This is a genomic window from Arenibaculum pallidiluteum (assembly GCF_017355985.1).
GTDB classification, from domain to species: domain Bacteria; phylum Pseudomonadota; class Alphaproteobacteria; order Azospirillales; family Azospirillaceae; genus Arenibaculum; species Arenibaculum pallidiluteum.
In genome coordinates, this window is record NZ_JAFIQU010000003.1 from 277479 (window position 1) to 291352 (window position 13874).

Genomic DNA, 13874 nt, shown 5'->3' on the forward strand with positions numbered 1-13874 from the left:
GGCGGGGCATGGAGGGGACGATGGCGAAGACCTTCGCATCGCAGGGTGATCTTGCGGCCAAGAAGGAGACCTTCACGGAGCTGGCGCCGGGCGTCTACTGCCTGACCGCCGAGGGTGACCCGAACTCCGGCGTGATCGTGGGCGAGGATGGCGTCATGGTGATCGACGCTCGCGCCACCCCCGCCATGGCTCAGGGCCTGATCGCGCGCATCCGGGAAGTCACGGACAAGCCGATCCGCCACGTGGTGCTGACGCACTACCACGCGGTGCGGGTCCTCGGTGCCTCGGCCTACGGGGCCAGCGAGATCATCGCCAGCGAGACCACCCGGGACCTGATCGTCGAGCGCGGCGCCCAGGACATGGCCTCCGAGATCCAGCGCTTTCCGCGCCTGTTCCAGGCGGCGGAAACGATCCCAGGGCTGACCTGGCCGACGCTGACCTTCAGCGACCGCGTCGTGGTCTGGATGGGCGGGCGCGAGGTCCATATCGTCCATGCCGGCCGCGGACACACCGCCGGCGACACCGTGGTCTGGCTGCCGCGCGAGAAAGTGATGTTCGCCGGTGATCTCGTCGAATACGGCGCCACGCCTTATTGTGGGGACGCCTATTTCACGGACTGGCCGGCAACGCTGGACCGGATCCGCGCCTTCGGTGCGACGGCCATGGTCCCCGGGCGCGGCGAAGCGCTGACCACGGCCGAGGCTGTGGAACGCGCAATCGCCGAGACCCGGGAGTTCCTGGAGGCGCTGACTGCCGTCGTGCGGGACTGCGTCGGCCGTGGCCTGACGCTCGACCGCGTCTTCGCCGAGGCCATGGAGCGGCTGTCCCCGCGCTTCGGCCATTGGGTGATTTTCCAGCACTGCATGCCCTTTGACGTGTCGCGCTGCTTCGACGAGATGAGCGGGATCGTGCATCCCCGCATCTGGACCGCCGAACGCGACCTGGAGATGTGGCGCGCGCTGGAAGGCTGAGCCACCGCGCGAGAATCGCGCGACGGGCCGCCGGAACGCGACGGGCCATCCTCCGGTTGAGCTGGGACCGCCGTCCCCGAGGACGGCCATTTCCCCGAAACGGAGGGATGTCGCGTGACCAGACGAATCCTGCAGGCGACCGCCATGGCGCTTGCTCTCGCCGCGCCGACGGTTGCCCTGGCCCAGGGTACCGGCAGCACGACCGGGACCATGTCGCAGTCGGGTAGCCAGGCGAGCTTGTCGGCCCAGGACCAGATCTTCGTGGAGATGGCCACGAGTTCCGACATGTTCGAGGTCCGCTCGAGCCAGCTCGCGCTTCAGCAGAGCCAGCTCCAGGACGTGCGGCGCTTCGCGCAGCACATGATCCAGGACCACCAGGGGACCTCGCAGCAGCTCGTGCAGATCATCCAGACCCTGGGCGTGCAGCAGCCCACGACCATGAAGCCGGAGCTTCAGCAGCGCTTGGCGCAGCTCTCGACGCTTGGGCCGGACACGTTCGACCAGGTCTACATCAACGACCAGGTGATCGCGCATCAGGCGGCCGTCGAGGCGTTCCAGCAGCAGGCCAGCATCGGCAGCAACGCCCAACTCAAGAGCTTCGCCGCACAGACGCTGCCCACGCTGCAGCAGCATCTGGCGGAGGTCACGGGAATGCGTGACATGCTGGTGTCTCAGGGCGGGCCGAACGCAACCGGTGCGGTGTCCCGCGGCATCTCGGGCGCGGGGGGCACGGCCGGCCAGGGATCCGGCAGCAGCATCCCCGGAACGCAGCAGCCGGCCCGCTAAGCCGAAGCGGGGGCGTTCCCCGGGGCAGGGGAGCCCGGGGAACAACCTCTTTTTGCCTCTTGCCATCGACCGGTCGGACCCCTATACCGGCGCCTCGCTTCCCGGTTAGCTCAGCTGGTAGAGCAGCGGACTGTTAATCCGCGTGTCGCTGGTTCGAGTCCAGCACCGGGAGCCAGAGTGCCGGTTTAGCTCAGTGGTAGAGCATCCGCTTCGTAAGCGGCAGGTCGTCAGTTCAAATCTGACAACCGGCACCATGTGCGGGCGTAGCTCAGGGGTAGAGCACAACCTTGCCAAGGTTGGGGTCGAGGGTTCGAATCCCTTCGCCCGCTCCATCTCGCGATGGGGCCGCTGCTGTAGCTCAGTGGTAGAGCACTCCCTTGGTAAGGGAGAGGTCGAGAGTTCAATCCTCTCCAGCAGCACCACGCCGGGAAGGATCCGGCCTTCTCACCCGTCCTGTCAGTCGTCGGAATTCAGCGGGTTGCTTTCGTCCGGACCGCGCTTCTCGTCCTCGGGGCCCACGATGCGCTGCCCGGGACCGGGGCCGGGCCTGCCCTCGTGTTCCCCGGTGCCGTCGTCGGGCATGTCCTGGACGTGGCGCTGATCGCTCATGATGCCTCCTGCTGCTTGCCGCCGGAACCAACAGCCAGAGGTCATTCCCGTTGCGCGGGCAGATCGACGGCAACCGGACCGGTCCGGTGCGCTGGATGCCAATGGCGGTCCAGCGGCCCTCCGGGGCCATGGATGGGGTCCGCGTCCGGCAGCGCGACACGCGGAATCGTGCGCAGTGCGCGCTCCCGCTCGTCCGGCCGGCCGGTGCGCATGTCGGGGCTTTGGCCGACGGGATAGGCGCCGACGACCAGGAAATCCGACGTGCTGCCGAGATTGCGGTGCGCGACCCCGGCCGGGATCACCACGGCATCTCCGGGACGGATGGTGACCGTCACGCCGCCCTCGCCGCCGAAGATCAGCTGGGCTTCCCCCGCCGCGACGCCCAGCACCTCATGCGCCTCGGCGTGATAGTGATGATAGGGGAAGACGCCGTCGCGCCAGGTTCCATGCCAGCCGTTCCGGGTGAAGGCCCGCTCGAAGGCCGAGGCGCGGGCCTCCGTGTCGTGCTCGGGCATCGTGGCCCGGTAGAGCAGGAGGGGCAGGGCGGCGTTGTTGGGAAAGATCCCGTCGTCGGGCAGGAAGTGCTTCTCGGCTGCGACGTAGGTCTGCGGGACGGCGCGGTCCATGATCGTTTCTCCGCGGTGGCTCGCACATAACAGGCGGCGCGGCTCAACGTTCGACCTTGGTGCTCAGCACGATGGACGAAGTCGTCCGTTCCACGCCCTGAATGTGGCCGATCCGGTCCAGGATCTCGTCTATCCTCCAGGTCTTCTCGGCGCAGATCCGGGCGAGCAGGTCGTACTGCCCGCTGACGGCGTGCAGCGCGCGAAGCTCCGGGATCGCCTTCAGGGCGCGGACGACCCGGTCCGCGAGCTTCGGGTTGATGGACAGCATAACATAGGCGGTGATCAGCTCCGCGTCGGGCTCGGCGGCCATCCGCACGGTGTAGCCGGAGATCACGCCATCCCGCTCCATCCGGTCGAGCCGGTCCTGCAGGGTGCTGCGCGCGATGCCGAGCTTGCGTGCCAGCGAGGCCGCCGGCTCGCGCGCGTTCGCCGTCAGAAGGGCCAGCAGGGCCCGGTCGATCTCGTCCAGTCGGCGATTCGTCGTCATGTCCGGCATTCTGCCGGAAACGGCCGGCCGTGTCGGCACCTTGCTCGCTTCGACCCGGCGCATGCCCGCGTCAGCATGGCACGAGACCGTGAACTTGATGGGGGACGGACATGGCCGTGACCAAGGTGCTGCTGCTGGGCGGCGGCAAGATCGGCGCGATGATCACCGAGATGCTGGCGGGATGCGGGGACTACGCCGTGACCGTGGCGGACCGCGATCCCCGGGCGCTCGAGCGTGTCGCGCGGGCGGGGATCGCGGCCCGCGCCATTGATGTCGCCGATCCCTCCGTCCTGGCCGGGCTTGTGCCGGGCCACTGGGCCGTGCTCTCGGCCTGCCCCTACACGCTGACGCCCGTGATCGCCGAGGCGGCCAGGGCGGGGGGCGCCCACTACTTCGACCTGACCGAGGACGTCGGGAGCACGCGCCACGTGAAGGAGCTGGCGAAGGACGCGGATACCGCCTTCGTCCCGCAATGCGGGCTGGCGCCGGGCTTCATTTCGATTGTCGCGCATGACCTCGCACAGCGCTTCGAGACCGTCCACAACGTCCACATGCGCGTGGGGGCGCTGCCGCTCTATCCCTCCAATAAGCTGAAGTACAACCTCACCTGGAGCACGGACGGGCTGATCAACGAGTACTGCAATCCCTGCGAGGCGATCGTCGACGGCGAGCTGCGCGAGGTGATGCCGCTGGAGGGCGACGAGGACTTCGCGCTGGACGGCATCGCCTACGAGGGCTTCAACACCTCGGGCGGGCTCGGGACGCTGTGCGAGACGCTGCAGGGGCGCGTCCGCAATCTCGACTACAAGACCGTACGCTATCCCGGGCACCGCGAGATCATCCGGCTCCTGATCCGCGACCTGCGCCTTGGAGAGCGCCGCCACATCCTGAAGGACGTGCTCGAGACCGCGGTTCCCATGACGCTCCAGGACGTGGTGCTGGTCTTCGTGACCGTGAGCGGGATCCGGGACGGCCAGCTCAGCCAGGAGAGCTTCGCAAAGAAGGTTTATGCCAAGGAGATCGCCGGGCGGACCTGGAGCGCCATTCAGGTCACGACCGCCGCCGGCATCTGCGCGATGGTCGACCTGACGAGGGCGGCCAGCCTTCCGCAGCACGGCTTCGTGCGGCAGGAGCAGGCGCGCCTCGACGACTTCCTTGCCAACCGTTTCGGACGGCACTACGCCTAGCCGCGTTTCGACTGCCGCGGGCCAGGTCCCCGCGGGCAGAGGCGCGCATCGACGGAGGGGTACACCCCATGAAGCTCCAGGACATTATCGCAGCCCTCGATCTCGATCCGGCCCTTTTGGAAGGCGGGACGCTGGAGGTTCGCAGCCCCATCGACGGCGCGCTGATCGGCCGCCTCCGTGAGGACACGGCCGACGAGGTCGATGCGAAGATCGGCCGTGCCGCCGAGGCCTTCCGCGCTTGGCGCGACGTGCCGGCGCCGCGACGTGGCGAGCTGGTCCGGCTTTTCGGCGAGGAGCTGCGGGCGAACAAGCAGGCGCTGGGCGCACTGGTCACCCTGGAATGCGGGAAGTCGATCCAGGAGGGATGGGGCGAGGTCCAGGAGATGATCGACATCTGCGACTTCGCCGTCGGCCTGTCGCGCCAGCTCTACGGCCTGACCATTGCCTCCGAGCGGGCCGGGCACCGGATGTCCGAGTCCTGGCACCCACTGGGCGTCTGCGGCATCATCTCGGCATTCAACTTCCCGGTCGCGGTCTGGTCCTGGAACGCGGCGCTGGCGCTGGTGTGCGGCGATCCCTGCGTGTGGAAGCCCTCGGAGAAGACGCCGGTCACCGCGCTTGCCTGCCAGGCGCTGCTCGAACGCGCGATGGCGCGGTTCGGCGGCGCGCCGGAGGGGCTGTCCTCGGTCGTGGTGGGTGGTCGTGCCGTCGGCGAGCAGCTCGTGGACGACCGGCGCGTGGCGCTGGTCAGCGCCACGGGCTCGACCCGAATGGGCCGCGAGGTCGGCCCGCGGCTCGCGCGGCGCTTCGCCCGCTCGATCCTGGAGCTCGGCGGCAACAACGCGATGATCGTGGCGCCCTCGGCCGATCTGGAGCTGGCCGTCCGTGCGATCCTGTTCGCGGCGGTCGGCACCGCAGGCCAGCGCTGCACCTCGCTGCGGCGCCTGATCGTGCACGAGAGTGTCTACGACCGCCTGGTGCCGCGCCTGCAGGCCGCCTACAGCCAGATCCGCATCGGCGATCCGCTGGAGCAGGCGAACCTCGTCGGTCCGCTGATCGACCGTGACGCCTTCCAGGGGATGATGCATGCCCTCGCACGCGCCCGGGAGGAACGCGGCCGCGTGCTGGCCGGCGGCGAGCGCGTGCTGCCCGAGAAGGGGCCCGACGCCTACTACGTCTCTCCGGCGCTGGTCGAGATGCCGGCGCAGACCGAGGTCGTGCGCCACGAGACCTTCGCGCCGATCCTCTACGTCATGCGCTACCGCGACTTCGACGAGGCCGTGCAGGTCCAGAACGACGTCCCGCAGGGGCTCTCCTCCTGCATCTTCACCACCGACCTGCGCGAGGCCGAGCGCTTCCTCTCGGCGGCGGGCTCGGACTGCGGCATCGCCAACGTCAACATCGGACCCTCGGGCGCCGAGATCGGTGGCGCCTTCGGGGGCGAGAAGGAAACGGGGGGCGGGCGCGAATCGGGATCGGATTCCTGGAAGGCCTATATGCGCCGGCAGACCGCGACGGTGAACTACTCCAACGCGCTACCGCTGGCCCAGGGCATCAAGTTCGAGACGATCTGACATGGCTCCGAGGCGAGGCCCGCCCGCGCTGGATCCGGCGCCCGCGCTTGCGGCGCTGGATCCTGCGGCCTGGCCGACGCCACGCGTGATCGTGGACCGCGCGCGTCTCGCCGGGAACATCCGCCGGGTGCAGGACATCGCGGATCGGGCAGGCCTCCGCCTGCGTCCGCATGCGAAGACGCACAAGTCGGTCGCCATCGCGCGGCAGCAGGTCTCCGCCGGAGCCGTGGGCGTGACCGTGGCGAAGCCGGGCGAGGCCCAGGTCTTCGTCGAGGCGGGCATACCCTCCGTCCTGCTGGCCTATCCCGTGGTCGAGCCGTTCCGGATCGATGCCCTGCTCGAAGCCGTTCGGGGGCAGGGAACCGAGCTGCTCTGCATGGCGGACAGGACGGAGGGCGCCATTGCGCTGGCCGCGGCGGCGGCCCGCCACGGAATGGAACTGCCGGTCCTGGTGAAGGTCGATGTCGGCCTCGGCCGGCTCGGCGTCGATCCCGCGGGTCCCGCGGCGGTCGATCTGGCGGGCACCATTGTCCGGGCGCCGCATCTGCGTTTTGGCGGCATCATGAGTCATGCCGGCCAAGCCTATGCCGCCCCTGGCCGTGACGAGGTCGCCGCGATCGCCGAGGAGGAGCGGCGCACCATGCTTGCCGTGCGGGACCGGCTCCTGGCGGCCGGGCTGCCCGTCCCAGTCGTATCCGTCGGCAGCACGCCGACGGTGCTCGCCCAGCGTGATTTCGGCGGGCTGACCGAAGTCCGGCCGGGAAATTCGGTGTTCCTGGATGGGACGGCCCTGCGTTTGGGCATCGCCGCCGCCGCGGAGGTCGCCCTCTGGGTACTGGCCACCGTGGTCGGGCACGGTCCGCGCCACGCGATCGTCGATGCCGGCTCGAAGGTCCTCAGCTCGGATCTCGGCGCCCATGGCAGCGGTGCGCCGGGCTATGGGTGGGCCTTTCCCGTCCTCGGCGGGCCGCCTCTGTTCGTGGAGCGGCTTTCGGAGGAGCATGGCTGGCTGCGCATGGACGGAGCGCCGCCGCCCGTGGGATCGCGGGTCGCGGTCCTGCCGAACCACGCCTGCCCCGTCGCCAACTTGACAGATTTGCTGACCCTCGTCGGCGGAGGCGAGCCGCCGATGGACATCCCGGTGGACGCGCGCGGCCGCGTCCGCTGAGTGCGACGGCGCGGCCGCCTCTATTCCGCTGGCGTCTCGGCCGCTCCGGTCGCCGGCGGCTTGCGTGCCATCTTCAGGACGCAGACCACCACGACCAGGAAGACGCCCAGCATCACGAGGCCGAAACCCTTGGCGAGATCGCCCAGGAGATGCTGCAGCGCGGCGCCGGCGAAATAGCCGGCCCCTGCAAAGCTGGTGGCCCAGATGCCCGCGGCGATGAAGTTCAGCACGGCGAAGCGTGGCCAGGACATCGTGCTCATCCCGATGGAGAAGGAGCTGACGTTGCGCACGCCGTAGATGAACCGGAACGTCAGAATGAAGCCGGTGCTGTAGCGCTCCAGAAGCGACAGGGCCTTGTCGACGCCCGGCTTCCAGCGGGGGAACCGCTTCAGCAGACGGTTTCCATAGCGCCGGCCGATGAAGAAGTAGGTCTGGTCGCCAAGGAAGCTGCCGGCCCATGCCAGCGTGATCAGAAGGGACAGGTCGAGCAGGCCTTCCCGGGCGGCGACGCCCGAGAAGATCACGAACGTCTCGCCTTCGAGGAACGTCCATACGAATACGATGAGGTAGTAGAGGCTCCCGTACTCCTGGATCCAGTTCGTGATTTCCACCCTGGGGACTCCTCGCGCCGCGGCGCCGACCGTGGCGCAAGCCGAACGATCGTACCAAGAAGCGCCGCCCTTGGGAAATAAGCTAAATGCCCGAAAACGCGGACAGCCGTCGGAAGTCACGAGGGGGCGAGCCCGGTGCCGCCCCGGGCGTCATATCCGACTACCGGGCAGTGTGCATCGGGCGCGGGCTTTGATACTGTGGTTCATTGGGCGCCTGCAGAGGCGCGGCGTCCGATTCGTTCGAGATTTCAGGTGACTGTCATGGCCAACCGGGGCGATGCCCACGACCTCGACTCATCGGCGCTCAGCCGCTGGCTGCTCAATCCTGCCGCGATCATTTTCGCCGTCTGCATCCTTCTGGTGCTGGCCATCGCCGGCCCGGACGAACGGCAGTCGCTGCTGGTGGTGGTCGTCGTCGCCTTGATTGCGTTCGTCGCCGGCCGGCTGTCGCGCAACGACGAGGCGCATCCGGGCGCCGCCGAGTAGGCTGCGGCGCAGCGCAGGTGCGACACGATTACCGGTCCGACCGGCTCCTGGTGGTCGACCTAGAGCTGACGTGCTGGGACGGCCCGACGCCGCCCGACGAGGAGCCCGAGCCCATCGAGATCGCCGTGGTCGAGGTGGACACCAAGGCGCTGGCGATCGGGCGCACCGGACGCTGGCTGGTGCGCCCGACGCGCTCCACGCTCAGCCCCTTCTGCTCGGAGCTCACCGGCATAACGCTGCGCGACCTCGCGCGGCAGGCGCGTCCGCTCGGGGAGGTCACGGCGACGGTGGCCAGGACCTTCGGAACCGCGCGCAAGACCTGGGCGGCGTGGGGAATGGATGCCCAGCCGCTTGCCGAGGCCTGTGCCCGCAACGGCGTGAAGAGTCCCTTCAGCGACAGCTTCCTGGACCTGGCGCAGCTCTTCTCGATGCTTGCGGGAACGTCGCGACGCATCGGCCTCGACGTGGCGCTCGGCATTCTCGGGACGGGGTTCGAAGGCCAGCGCCATCGCGCCCTTGACGATGCCCGGAACACGGCCACGATTTACATGGAACTGGCGCGGCGCTTGCGCCGCGCAGGCCTGGAGCCTCCCGACACACAGCCGAATGACATAACTGGATATTCAAAAGAATAGACGGCCCAGAGGACTCGCTGGTCCTCACGATACGTATTTCGTGCGGCCCGCCTGCTCCATTCTCCGGGGCGGAGGCGTGAATGAATTTCGAACTGATCGCGCGGCGCGACAATATGATGGTCCAGATCCGGGACAGCATGGAGCCGGACGCGGTCGACGCGCTTGTGGACTGTCTGCGGGAGCTGGCCGGCGACCGGGAGCTGGTGCTCGCCATCGAAGATGGCGTGCACGCGGGGCACGACGCGGGGGCGCGGGCGTCCGTCGCCTGTTTCCGGCAGCGGATCGCGTACTGGAAGCTCGGCGGCGGGGAAGCCAGTGCGGCGCTGGAGCGCCTGTTCGCCCGTGTTGGCGCCGCGGGGGAGGAACCCCGGCGCGACACCGCTTTCGCCTGCGTCCGGATCCGCGCCGCGCTGGGCGACGGGCGCCACGAAGATCCCGGCCGCGAGATTGGCGGGCGGGATGGCGCCTATGCGGCGCCGCAGCCGGCGGGATCCGTTTCCGCCGCCAATCGGGCGGCATCCAGCGTCACGCACCGGTCCAGCACGGTACCATCGGACAGGACTTCCCAGGCGCTCTCGAAGCCTGCCAGCCGGTAGCGAAGCTCGACGCGGCGGCCGCCAGTCTCCCTGATCCAGTGGCGGGGATTGATCGGAACCCAGCGGCCCATGTCTGTCCTCCTCGATGTGCCCGGTGAAGGCCGGGCCGAGGCACAGGCTGGACGAACATGGTTAACGTAATCTGAAGGCAGGCTTTCGGCATTTACGAGACGGTTACAGACCGCGTTGCATCGGGCGGCTTACGCTCGGGGGTCCGCAGTGCCGGAGACGTGCGCATGCAGCCTCGACCCACGACCACAGAAACCGGCGAGGACCTCGCGAGCCCGCGGCCCGGCGCGGGCTATGCCCTCGCCATGGCGCTGATCTCGGCGCTCGAGGAGAGCGGCCAGTACATGGTGGAGCTGCCACTGCCGCTGCCGCCGCGCATCCGCGCCCGCACGCGGCGCCCCTCCCGCAGGCGCTGAAGCCGGCAGCGATCGCGCGGCGCCCGGCCGACGGCCCGTCCTCAGGCCGTCGTGTCGCGTCTTTCCTGGCCTGGCTGCGCCGGGAGGCCTAATCTGGCCTCCATCGCAGACGGGGGGCAAGGCACCATGCCGATCACCAGTTTCCCGATAGGTGCCAGGACAGGTGCCGGGCCAGGCGGCGCGTCCCGATGACCGGGCGGGCCGATGCGCTCAGGCTCGACGCGCAGGATCCCCTGAGGGACCGCAGGGAACGCTTCCACCTGCCAGAAGGCGTGATCTACCTGGACGGCAACTCGCTGGGCCCGCTGCCGAAGGAGACCTCCGGTCGCCTCCAGCGCGTGCTCGACGCGGAGTGGGGCCAGGGCCTGATCCGAAGCTGGAACACCGCCGGCTGGATCGACATGCCGCTGCGGGTCGGCGACAAGATCGGCCGCCTCCTCGGCGCCGCGCCGGGACAGGTCGTCGTCGCCGATTCCACTTCTGTGAACCTGTTCAAGGTGCTCGCCGCGGCGCTCGCGCTGAGGCCGGACCGGACCGTCGTCGTCTCCGAGTCCGGGAACTTTCCGACCGACCTCTACATGGCGCAGGGGCTTGCAGGGCTGCTGGGCGGTCGGCCCGCTCTGCGGCTGGTCGAGCGCCATAGCCTCGCCGAGGCGATCGGCCCGGACGTTGCCGCCGTCATGTTGACCCAGGTCGACTACCGGACCGGCGACATGCTGGACATGGCAGCGACGACGCGCCTGGTGCATGAGGCGGGGGCGCTCGCGATCTGGGATCTCGCCCACAGCGCCGGCGCCGTCCCCGTGGACCTGGACAGTGCGGGCGCGGACTTCGCCGTAGGCTGCGGCTACAAATACCTGAACGGCGGCCCCGGTGCCCCGGCCTTCGTCTATGTTGCCGAGCGGCACATCCCGGCCTTCCGCAATCCGCTGTCGGGCTGGATGGGGCATGCCGCGCCCTTTCGCTTCGAGACCGGCTTCACGCCGGCACCCGATATCCGGCGCGCGCTGTGCGGCACGCCGCCGATCCTCGCCGTGGCGGCCCTGGAGGCCGGCGTCGACGAGCTGCTGCAGGTCGACATGGTAGCGTTGCGGGCCAAGAGCCTGTCGCTGGTGCGCCTGTTCCGCACCCTCGTCGCCGAGCGCTGCCCGGCGGTCAGCCTCGCCGGGCCTGCGGAGGCGGAGGCCTGCGGCAGCCAGGTCTCGCTGCGGCATTCCCAGGGCTACGCGGTAATGCAGGCGCTGATCGCGCGCGGCGTGATCGGGGACTTTCGCGCCCCGGACCTGATGCGCTTCGGCTTCGCGCCTCTCTACGTCTCTCATGCCGACGTGTTCGACGCGGTCGGGGTGCTGGCGGATCTGCTGGACACCGGCACCTGGGACAGGCCGGAGTTCCACCGCCGAGCGGCGGTGACCTGAAGGGGGAGGGCGGCCATGTCCGGACCGGAGGAGCCACGGGAGCACACCGACTTCAGGAGCGAGATGAGCTACGGCGACTATCTCGGCCTGGATACGCTGCTGGGGGCGCAGCAGCCCCGTACCGCCAACCACAACGAGCTGCTGTTCATCGTCCAGCACCAGACGACCGAGCTGTGGCTGAAGCTGGCAATCCATGAGCTGACGGCCGCCCGGGGGCGCATCGCCGCCGACGATCTCGGCCCCGCGTTCAAGATGCTGGCCCGCGTCAAGCAGGTGATGGGCCAGCTGATCCAGGCCTGGGACGTGCTCTCGACCCTGACGCCGAGCGAGTATTCGGACTTCCGCGGGGCGCTGGGGCGCTCCTCCGGCTTCCAGTCCTACCAGTACAGGGCGGTCGAGTTCCTGCTCGGCAACAAGGACGCCTCGCGGATCGAGCCGCACCGCCACCGGACCGATCTGTCGGCGGCGCTCGAGCAGGTGCTGCGCGAGCCCAGCCTCTACGATGAGGCGTTGCGCGCGCTCGGGCGGGCCGGCTTCAGCGTCCCGCCGGACCGGCTGGAGCGTGATTGGACGCAGCCCTACGAGGCCTCGGACAGTGTCCGCGCCGCCTGGCTGGCGGTCTACCGCGACCCGGAGGCTCACTGGCAGCTCTATGAACTCGCCGAAAAGCTCGTCGACCTGGAGGACGCGTTCCGGCAGTGGCGCTTCCGCCACGTCACCACCGTCGAGCGCGTGATCGGCGCCAAGTCGGGCACCGGCGGGACAGCCGGCGTGCGCTACCTGCGTCGGGTGCTGGAGGTCCGGCTGTTCCCGGAGCTCTGGGACCTCCGGACCGAGCTTTGAGCCCGAACGCCGCCACGCCGGACGAACTCGCGCGCCGGGTGCTTCACCGCGACGCGAACCTGCTGGTGCTGGACAAGCCGGCGGGGCTCGCGGTGCATCCGGGACCACGGACGCCGGAAAGCCTGGAGGCGTTCCTTCCGGCCCTCGCATTCGGCCTGTGCCAGCCGCCCGCGATCGTCCATCGGCTGGACCGCGACACCGCGGGGTGTCTCGTGCTTGCGCGGCATCCCAAGGCGCTGCGCCGGGTGAACCGCCTCTTCGCCGAGGGTGCCGTTGGGAAGACCTACTGGGCCCTGGTCAGGGGCAGCCCGCGCGAGGCGTCCGGCACTGTCGATCTGGCTCTTCTGAAGGTCAGTGGCCCGCAGGGCTGGCGCATGGTCGTGGATCCCGCCGGGCAGCCGGCCACGACGGCCTACCGGGTGCTGGGGGCCGGCGGCGGCATCGCCCTGGTCGAGCTTCAACCCCGGACCGGGCGCACCCACCAGATCCGCGTGCATCTGGCGGCGCTGGGCTGCCCGATCCTCGACGATCCCGTCTATGGCACGGCCCGCCCCGGCGCGCCCCACGCCCTTCTGGCCCGGCGCATTGTCGTGCCGCCGCTCTCGCCTTCCGGAACCGGGGTCGACGTCATTGCGCCGCCGCCGCCGCACATGCGTGGTGCCATCGAGACGCTGGCTCCATCCGCCCTGTTATCCCCGTCTTTGGATGGGGGAAGCGGATGATCGAGGCTGTGATCTTCGATGTGGACGGGACGCTGGTCGACACGGTCGATTTCCACGCGCTGGCATGGCAGCGCAGCTTCGCCGCCTTCGGGTACGAGTTCGGCTTCTCGGAGGTGCGCGCCCAGATCGGCAAGGGCGGCGACCAGCTGATCCCGTCGCTCCTGCCCGACGCGGAGGCGGCCCGGAACGGCGCGAAGATCGACGCCTACCGCAAGGATCTCTTCGCGCAGGAGTACATGCCGAGGGTCCGCGGCTTCGCCCATGTCCGGGACCTCTTCACGGCGCTGGCGGGGCAGGGCAGGCGCCTGGCCCTCGCCTCCTCCGCCAAGGGGGACGAGCTCGACCACTATGTCCGGGCGGCGGGAATCGAGGGGCTGTTCGAGTGCGCGGTGTCCTCGGACGATGCCGAGAAGTCGAAGCCCCATCCAGACATCTTCAGGTCCGCCCTGATCCGGCTTGGGCTGGCGCCGGACCGCGCGGTGGTGGTGGGCGACACGCCCTATGACGCACAAGCGGCCCATGGCGCGGGCATTCCGTGCGTCGGCATGCTCAGCGGCGGGTTCACGGAAGCGGAGCTGAAGGCGTCGGGCTGCGTCGAAATCTGGCCGGACCCCGAGGCGCTGTGGCGCAATCTCGGCGCCAGCCTCCTGTCCCGATGAACGCCGACGGCCGCGCCCATGATGGACGCGGCCGTCTGCGGTGGTTCGGCCCGGGCAGGCCGCCCGGGGCG

At 69.5% G+C, this 13874-nt stretch carries 17 protein-coding genes and 4 tRNA genes; 17 read left to right on the forward strand and 4 right to left on the reverse strand.

Features of this window, described 5'->3' with window-relative positions:
• Positions 1-20: 20 nt before the first annotated feature.
• The 6 genes from JUB13_RS08420 (at position 21) to JUB13_RS08445 (ending at position 2179) form a co-directional block, all read left to right on the forward strand.
• A complete protein-coding gene (locus JUB13_RS08420) occupies positions 21-971 on the forward strand; it encodes an MBL fold metallo-hydrolase (RefSeq protein ID WP_207478356.1) in 951 nt (316 codons plus the stop codon).
• A gap of 114 nt (positions 972-1085) precedes the next feature.
• Entirely contained in the window at positions 1086-1757 is a 672-nt protein-coding gene (locus JUB13_RS08425) for a DUF4142 domain-containing protein (RefSeq protein WP_207478357.1), read from the forward strand.
• Positions 1758-1856: 99 nt separating this feature from the next.
• Positions 1857-1932: transfer RNA gene (locus tag JUB13_RS08430), tRNA-Asn, on the forward strand.
• A gap of 4 nt (positions 1933-1936) precedes the next feature.
• Positions 1937-2011, forward strand: a tRNA-Thr gene (locus JUB13_RS08435).
• 3 nt (positions 2012-2014) lie between these two features.
• Positions 2015-2089: transfer RNA gene (locus JUB13_RS08440), tRNA-Gly, on the forward strand.
• A gap of 15 nt (positions 2090-2104) precedes the next feature.
• Positions 2105-2179: transfer RNA gene (locus tag JUB13_RS08445), tRNA-Thr, on the forward strand.
• Between the two features lie 34 nt (positions 2180-2213).
• On the opposite strand, the gene JUB13_RS08450 is transcribed toward JUB13_RS08445, so the two are convergent.
• From JUB13_RS08450 to JUB13_RS08460, 3 genes are read right to left on the reverse strand one after another with little or no spacing between them, the layout of a single operon-like run.
• Positions 2214-2366, reverse strand: coding sequence for a hypothetical protein (locus tag JUB13_RS08450; RefSeq protein ID WP_207478358.1), 153 nt, complete (start codon positions 2364-2366; stop codon positions 2214-2216).
• A 41-nt stretch (positions 2367-2407) separates the two neighbouring features.
• On the reverse strand, positions 2408-2992 hold the full coding sequence (locus JUB13_RS08455) for a cupin domain-containing protein (RefSeq protein ID WP_207478359.1): 585 nt from the start codon (positions 2990-2992) through the stop codon (positions 2408-2410).
• A 43-nt stretch (positions 2993-3035) separates the two neighbouring features.
• Complete coding sequence (locus tag JUB13_RS08460; protein ID WP_207478360.1) at positions 3036-3479, reverse strand: Lrp/AsnC family transcriptional regulator; 444 nt, start codon at positions 3477-3479, stop codon at positions 3036-3038.
• 110 nt (positions 3480-3589) lie between these two features.
• Between JUB13_RS08460 and JUB13_RS08465 the strand changes: the two genes are divergently transcribed.
• The 3 genes from JUB13_RS08465 to JUB13_RS08475 all read left to right on the forward strand — a co-directional run bounded on the left by JUB13_RS08465 (position 3590) and on the right by JUB13_RS08475 (position 7408).
• On the forward strand, positions 3590-4666 hold the full coding sequence (locus JUB13_RS08465; RefSeq protein WP_207478361.1) for a saccharopine dehydrogenase family protein: 1077 nt from the start codon (positions 3590-3592) through the stop codon (positions 4664-4666).
• A gap of 68 nt (positions 4667-4734) precedes the next feature.
• The gene (gene amaB, locus JUB13_RS08470) at positions 4735-6240 is read left to right on the forward strand and encodes an L-piperidine-6-carboxylate dehydrogenase (protein WP_207478362.1); all 1506 of its coding nucleotides are present in this window, start codon (positions 4735-4737) and stop codon (positions 6238-6240) included.
• 1 nt (position 6241) lies between these two features.
• Positions 6242-7408, forward strand: a complete 1167-nt coding sequence (locus JUB13_RS08475; protein ID WP_207478363.1) for an alanine racemase — start codon at positions 6242-6244, stop codon at positions 7406-7408.
• Between the two features lie 20 nt (positions 7409-7428).
• On the opposite strand, the gene JUB13_RS08480 is transcribed toward JUB13_RS08475, so the two are convergent.
• Positions 7429-8019 carry a DedA family protein gene (locus tag JUB13_RS08480; RefSeq protein WP_207478364.1) on the reverse strand — a complete coding sequence of 197 codons (591 nt, stop codon included), beginning with the start codon at positions 8017-8019 and terminating at the stop codon, positions 7429-7431.
• A 261-nt stretch (positions 8020-8280) separates the two neighbouring features.
• On the opposite strand from JUB13_RS08480, the gene JUB13_RS08485 reads away from it, so the two are divergent.
• From JUB13_RS08485 to JUB13_RS08520, 8 genes are all read left to right on the forward strand, one after another.
• Positions 8281-8505, forward strand: coding sequence for a hypothetical protein (locus tag JUB13_RS08485; RefSeq protein WP_207478365.1), 225 nt, complete (start codon positions 8281-8283; stop codon positions 8503-8505).
• 17 nt (positions 8506-8522) lie between these two features.
• Positions 8523-9140 (forward strand): exonuclease domain-containing protein, encoded by a 618-nt coding sequence (locus JUB13_RS08490; protein WP_207478366.1) that lies wholly within the window; start codon positions 8523-8525, stop codon positions 9138-9140.
• Positions 9141-9220: 80 nt separating this feature from the next.
• Positions 9221-9736, forward strand: a complete 516-nt coding sequence (locus JUB13_RS08495) for a hypothetical protein (RefSeq protein ID WP_207478367.1) — start codon at positions 9221-9223, stop codon at positions 9734-9736.
• A gap of 236 nt (positions 9737-9972) precedes the next feature.
• Positions 9973-10161, forward strand: coding sequence for a hypothetical protein (locus JUB13_RS08500; protein WP_207478368.1), 189 nt, complete (start codon positions 9973-9975; stop codon positions 10159-10161).
• Positions 10162-10349: 188 nt separating this feature from the next.
• A complete protein-coding gene (kynU, locus tag JUB13_RS08505) occupies positions 10350-11579 on the forward strand; it encodes a kynureninase (protein WP_207478369.1) in 1230 nt (409 codons plus the stop codon).
• A 15-nt stretch (positions 11580-11594) separates the two neighbouring features.
• Positions 11595-12422 (forward strand): tryptophan 2,3-dioxygenase, encoded by an 828-nt coding sequence (gene kynA / locus JUB13_RS08510; protein WP_207478370.1) that lies wholly within the window; start codon positions 11595-11597, stop codon positions 12420-12422.
• Positions 12419-13144, forward strand: coding sequence for an RluA family pseudouridine synthase (locus JUB13_RS08515; RefSeq protein WP_207478371.1), 726 nt, complete (start codon positions 12419-12421; stop codon positions 13142-13144). Before kynA ends, JUB13_RS08515 begins: the two co-directional genes overlap by 4 nt.
• Positions 13141-13803, forward strand: coding sequence for an HAD family hydrolase (locus JUB13_RS08520; protein WP_207478372.1), 663 nt, complete (start codon positions 13141-13143; stop codon positions 13801-13803). The genes JUB13_RS08515 and JUB13_RS08520 overlap by 4 nt, the downstream gene beginning before the upstream one ends.
• The last annotated feature ends 71 nt before the right edge of the window (positions 13804-13874 follow it).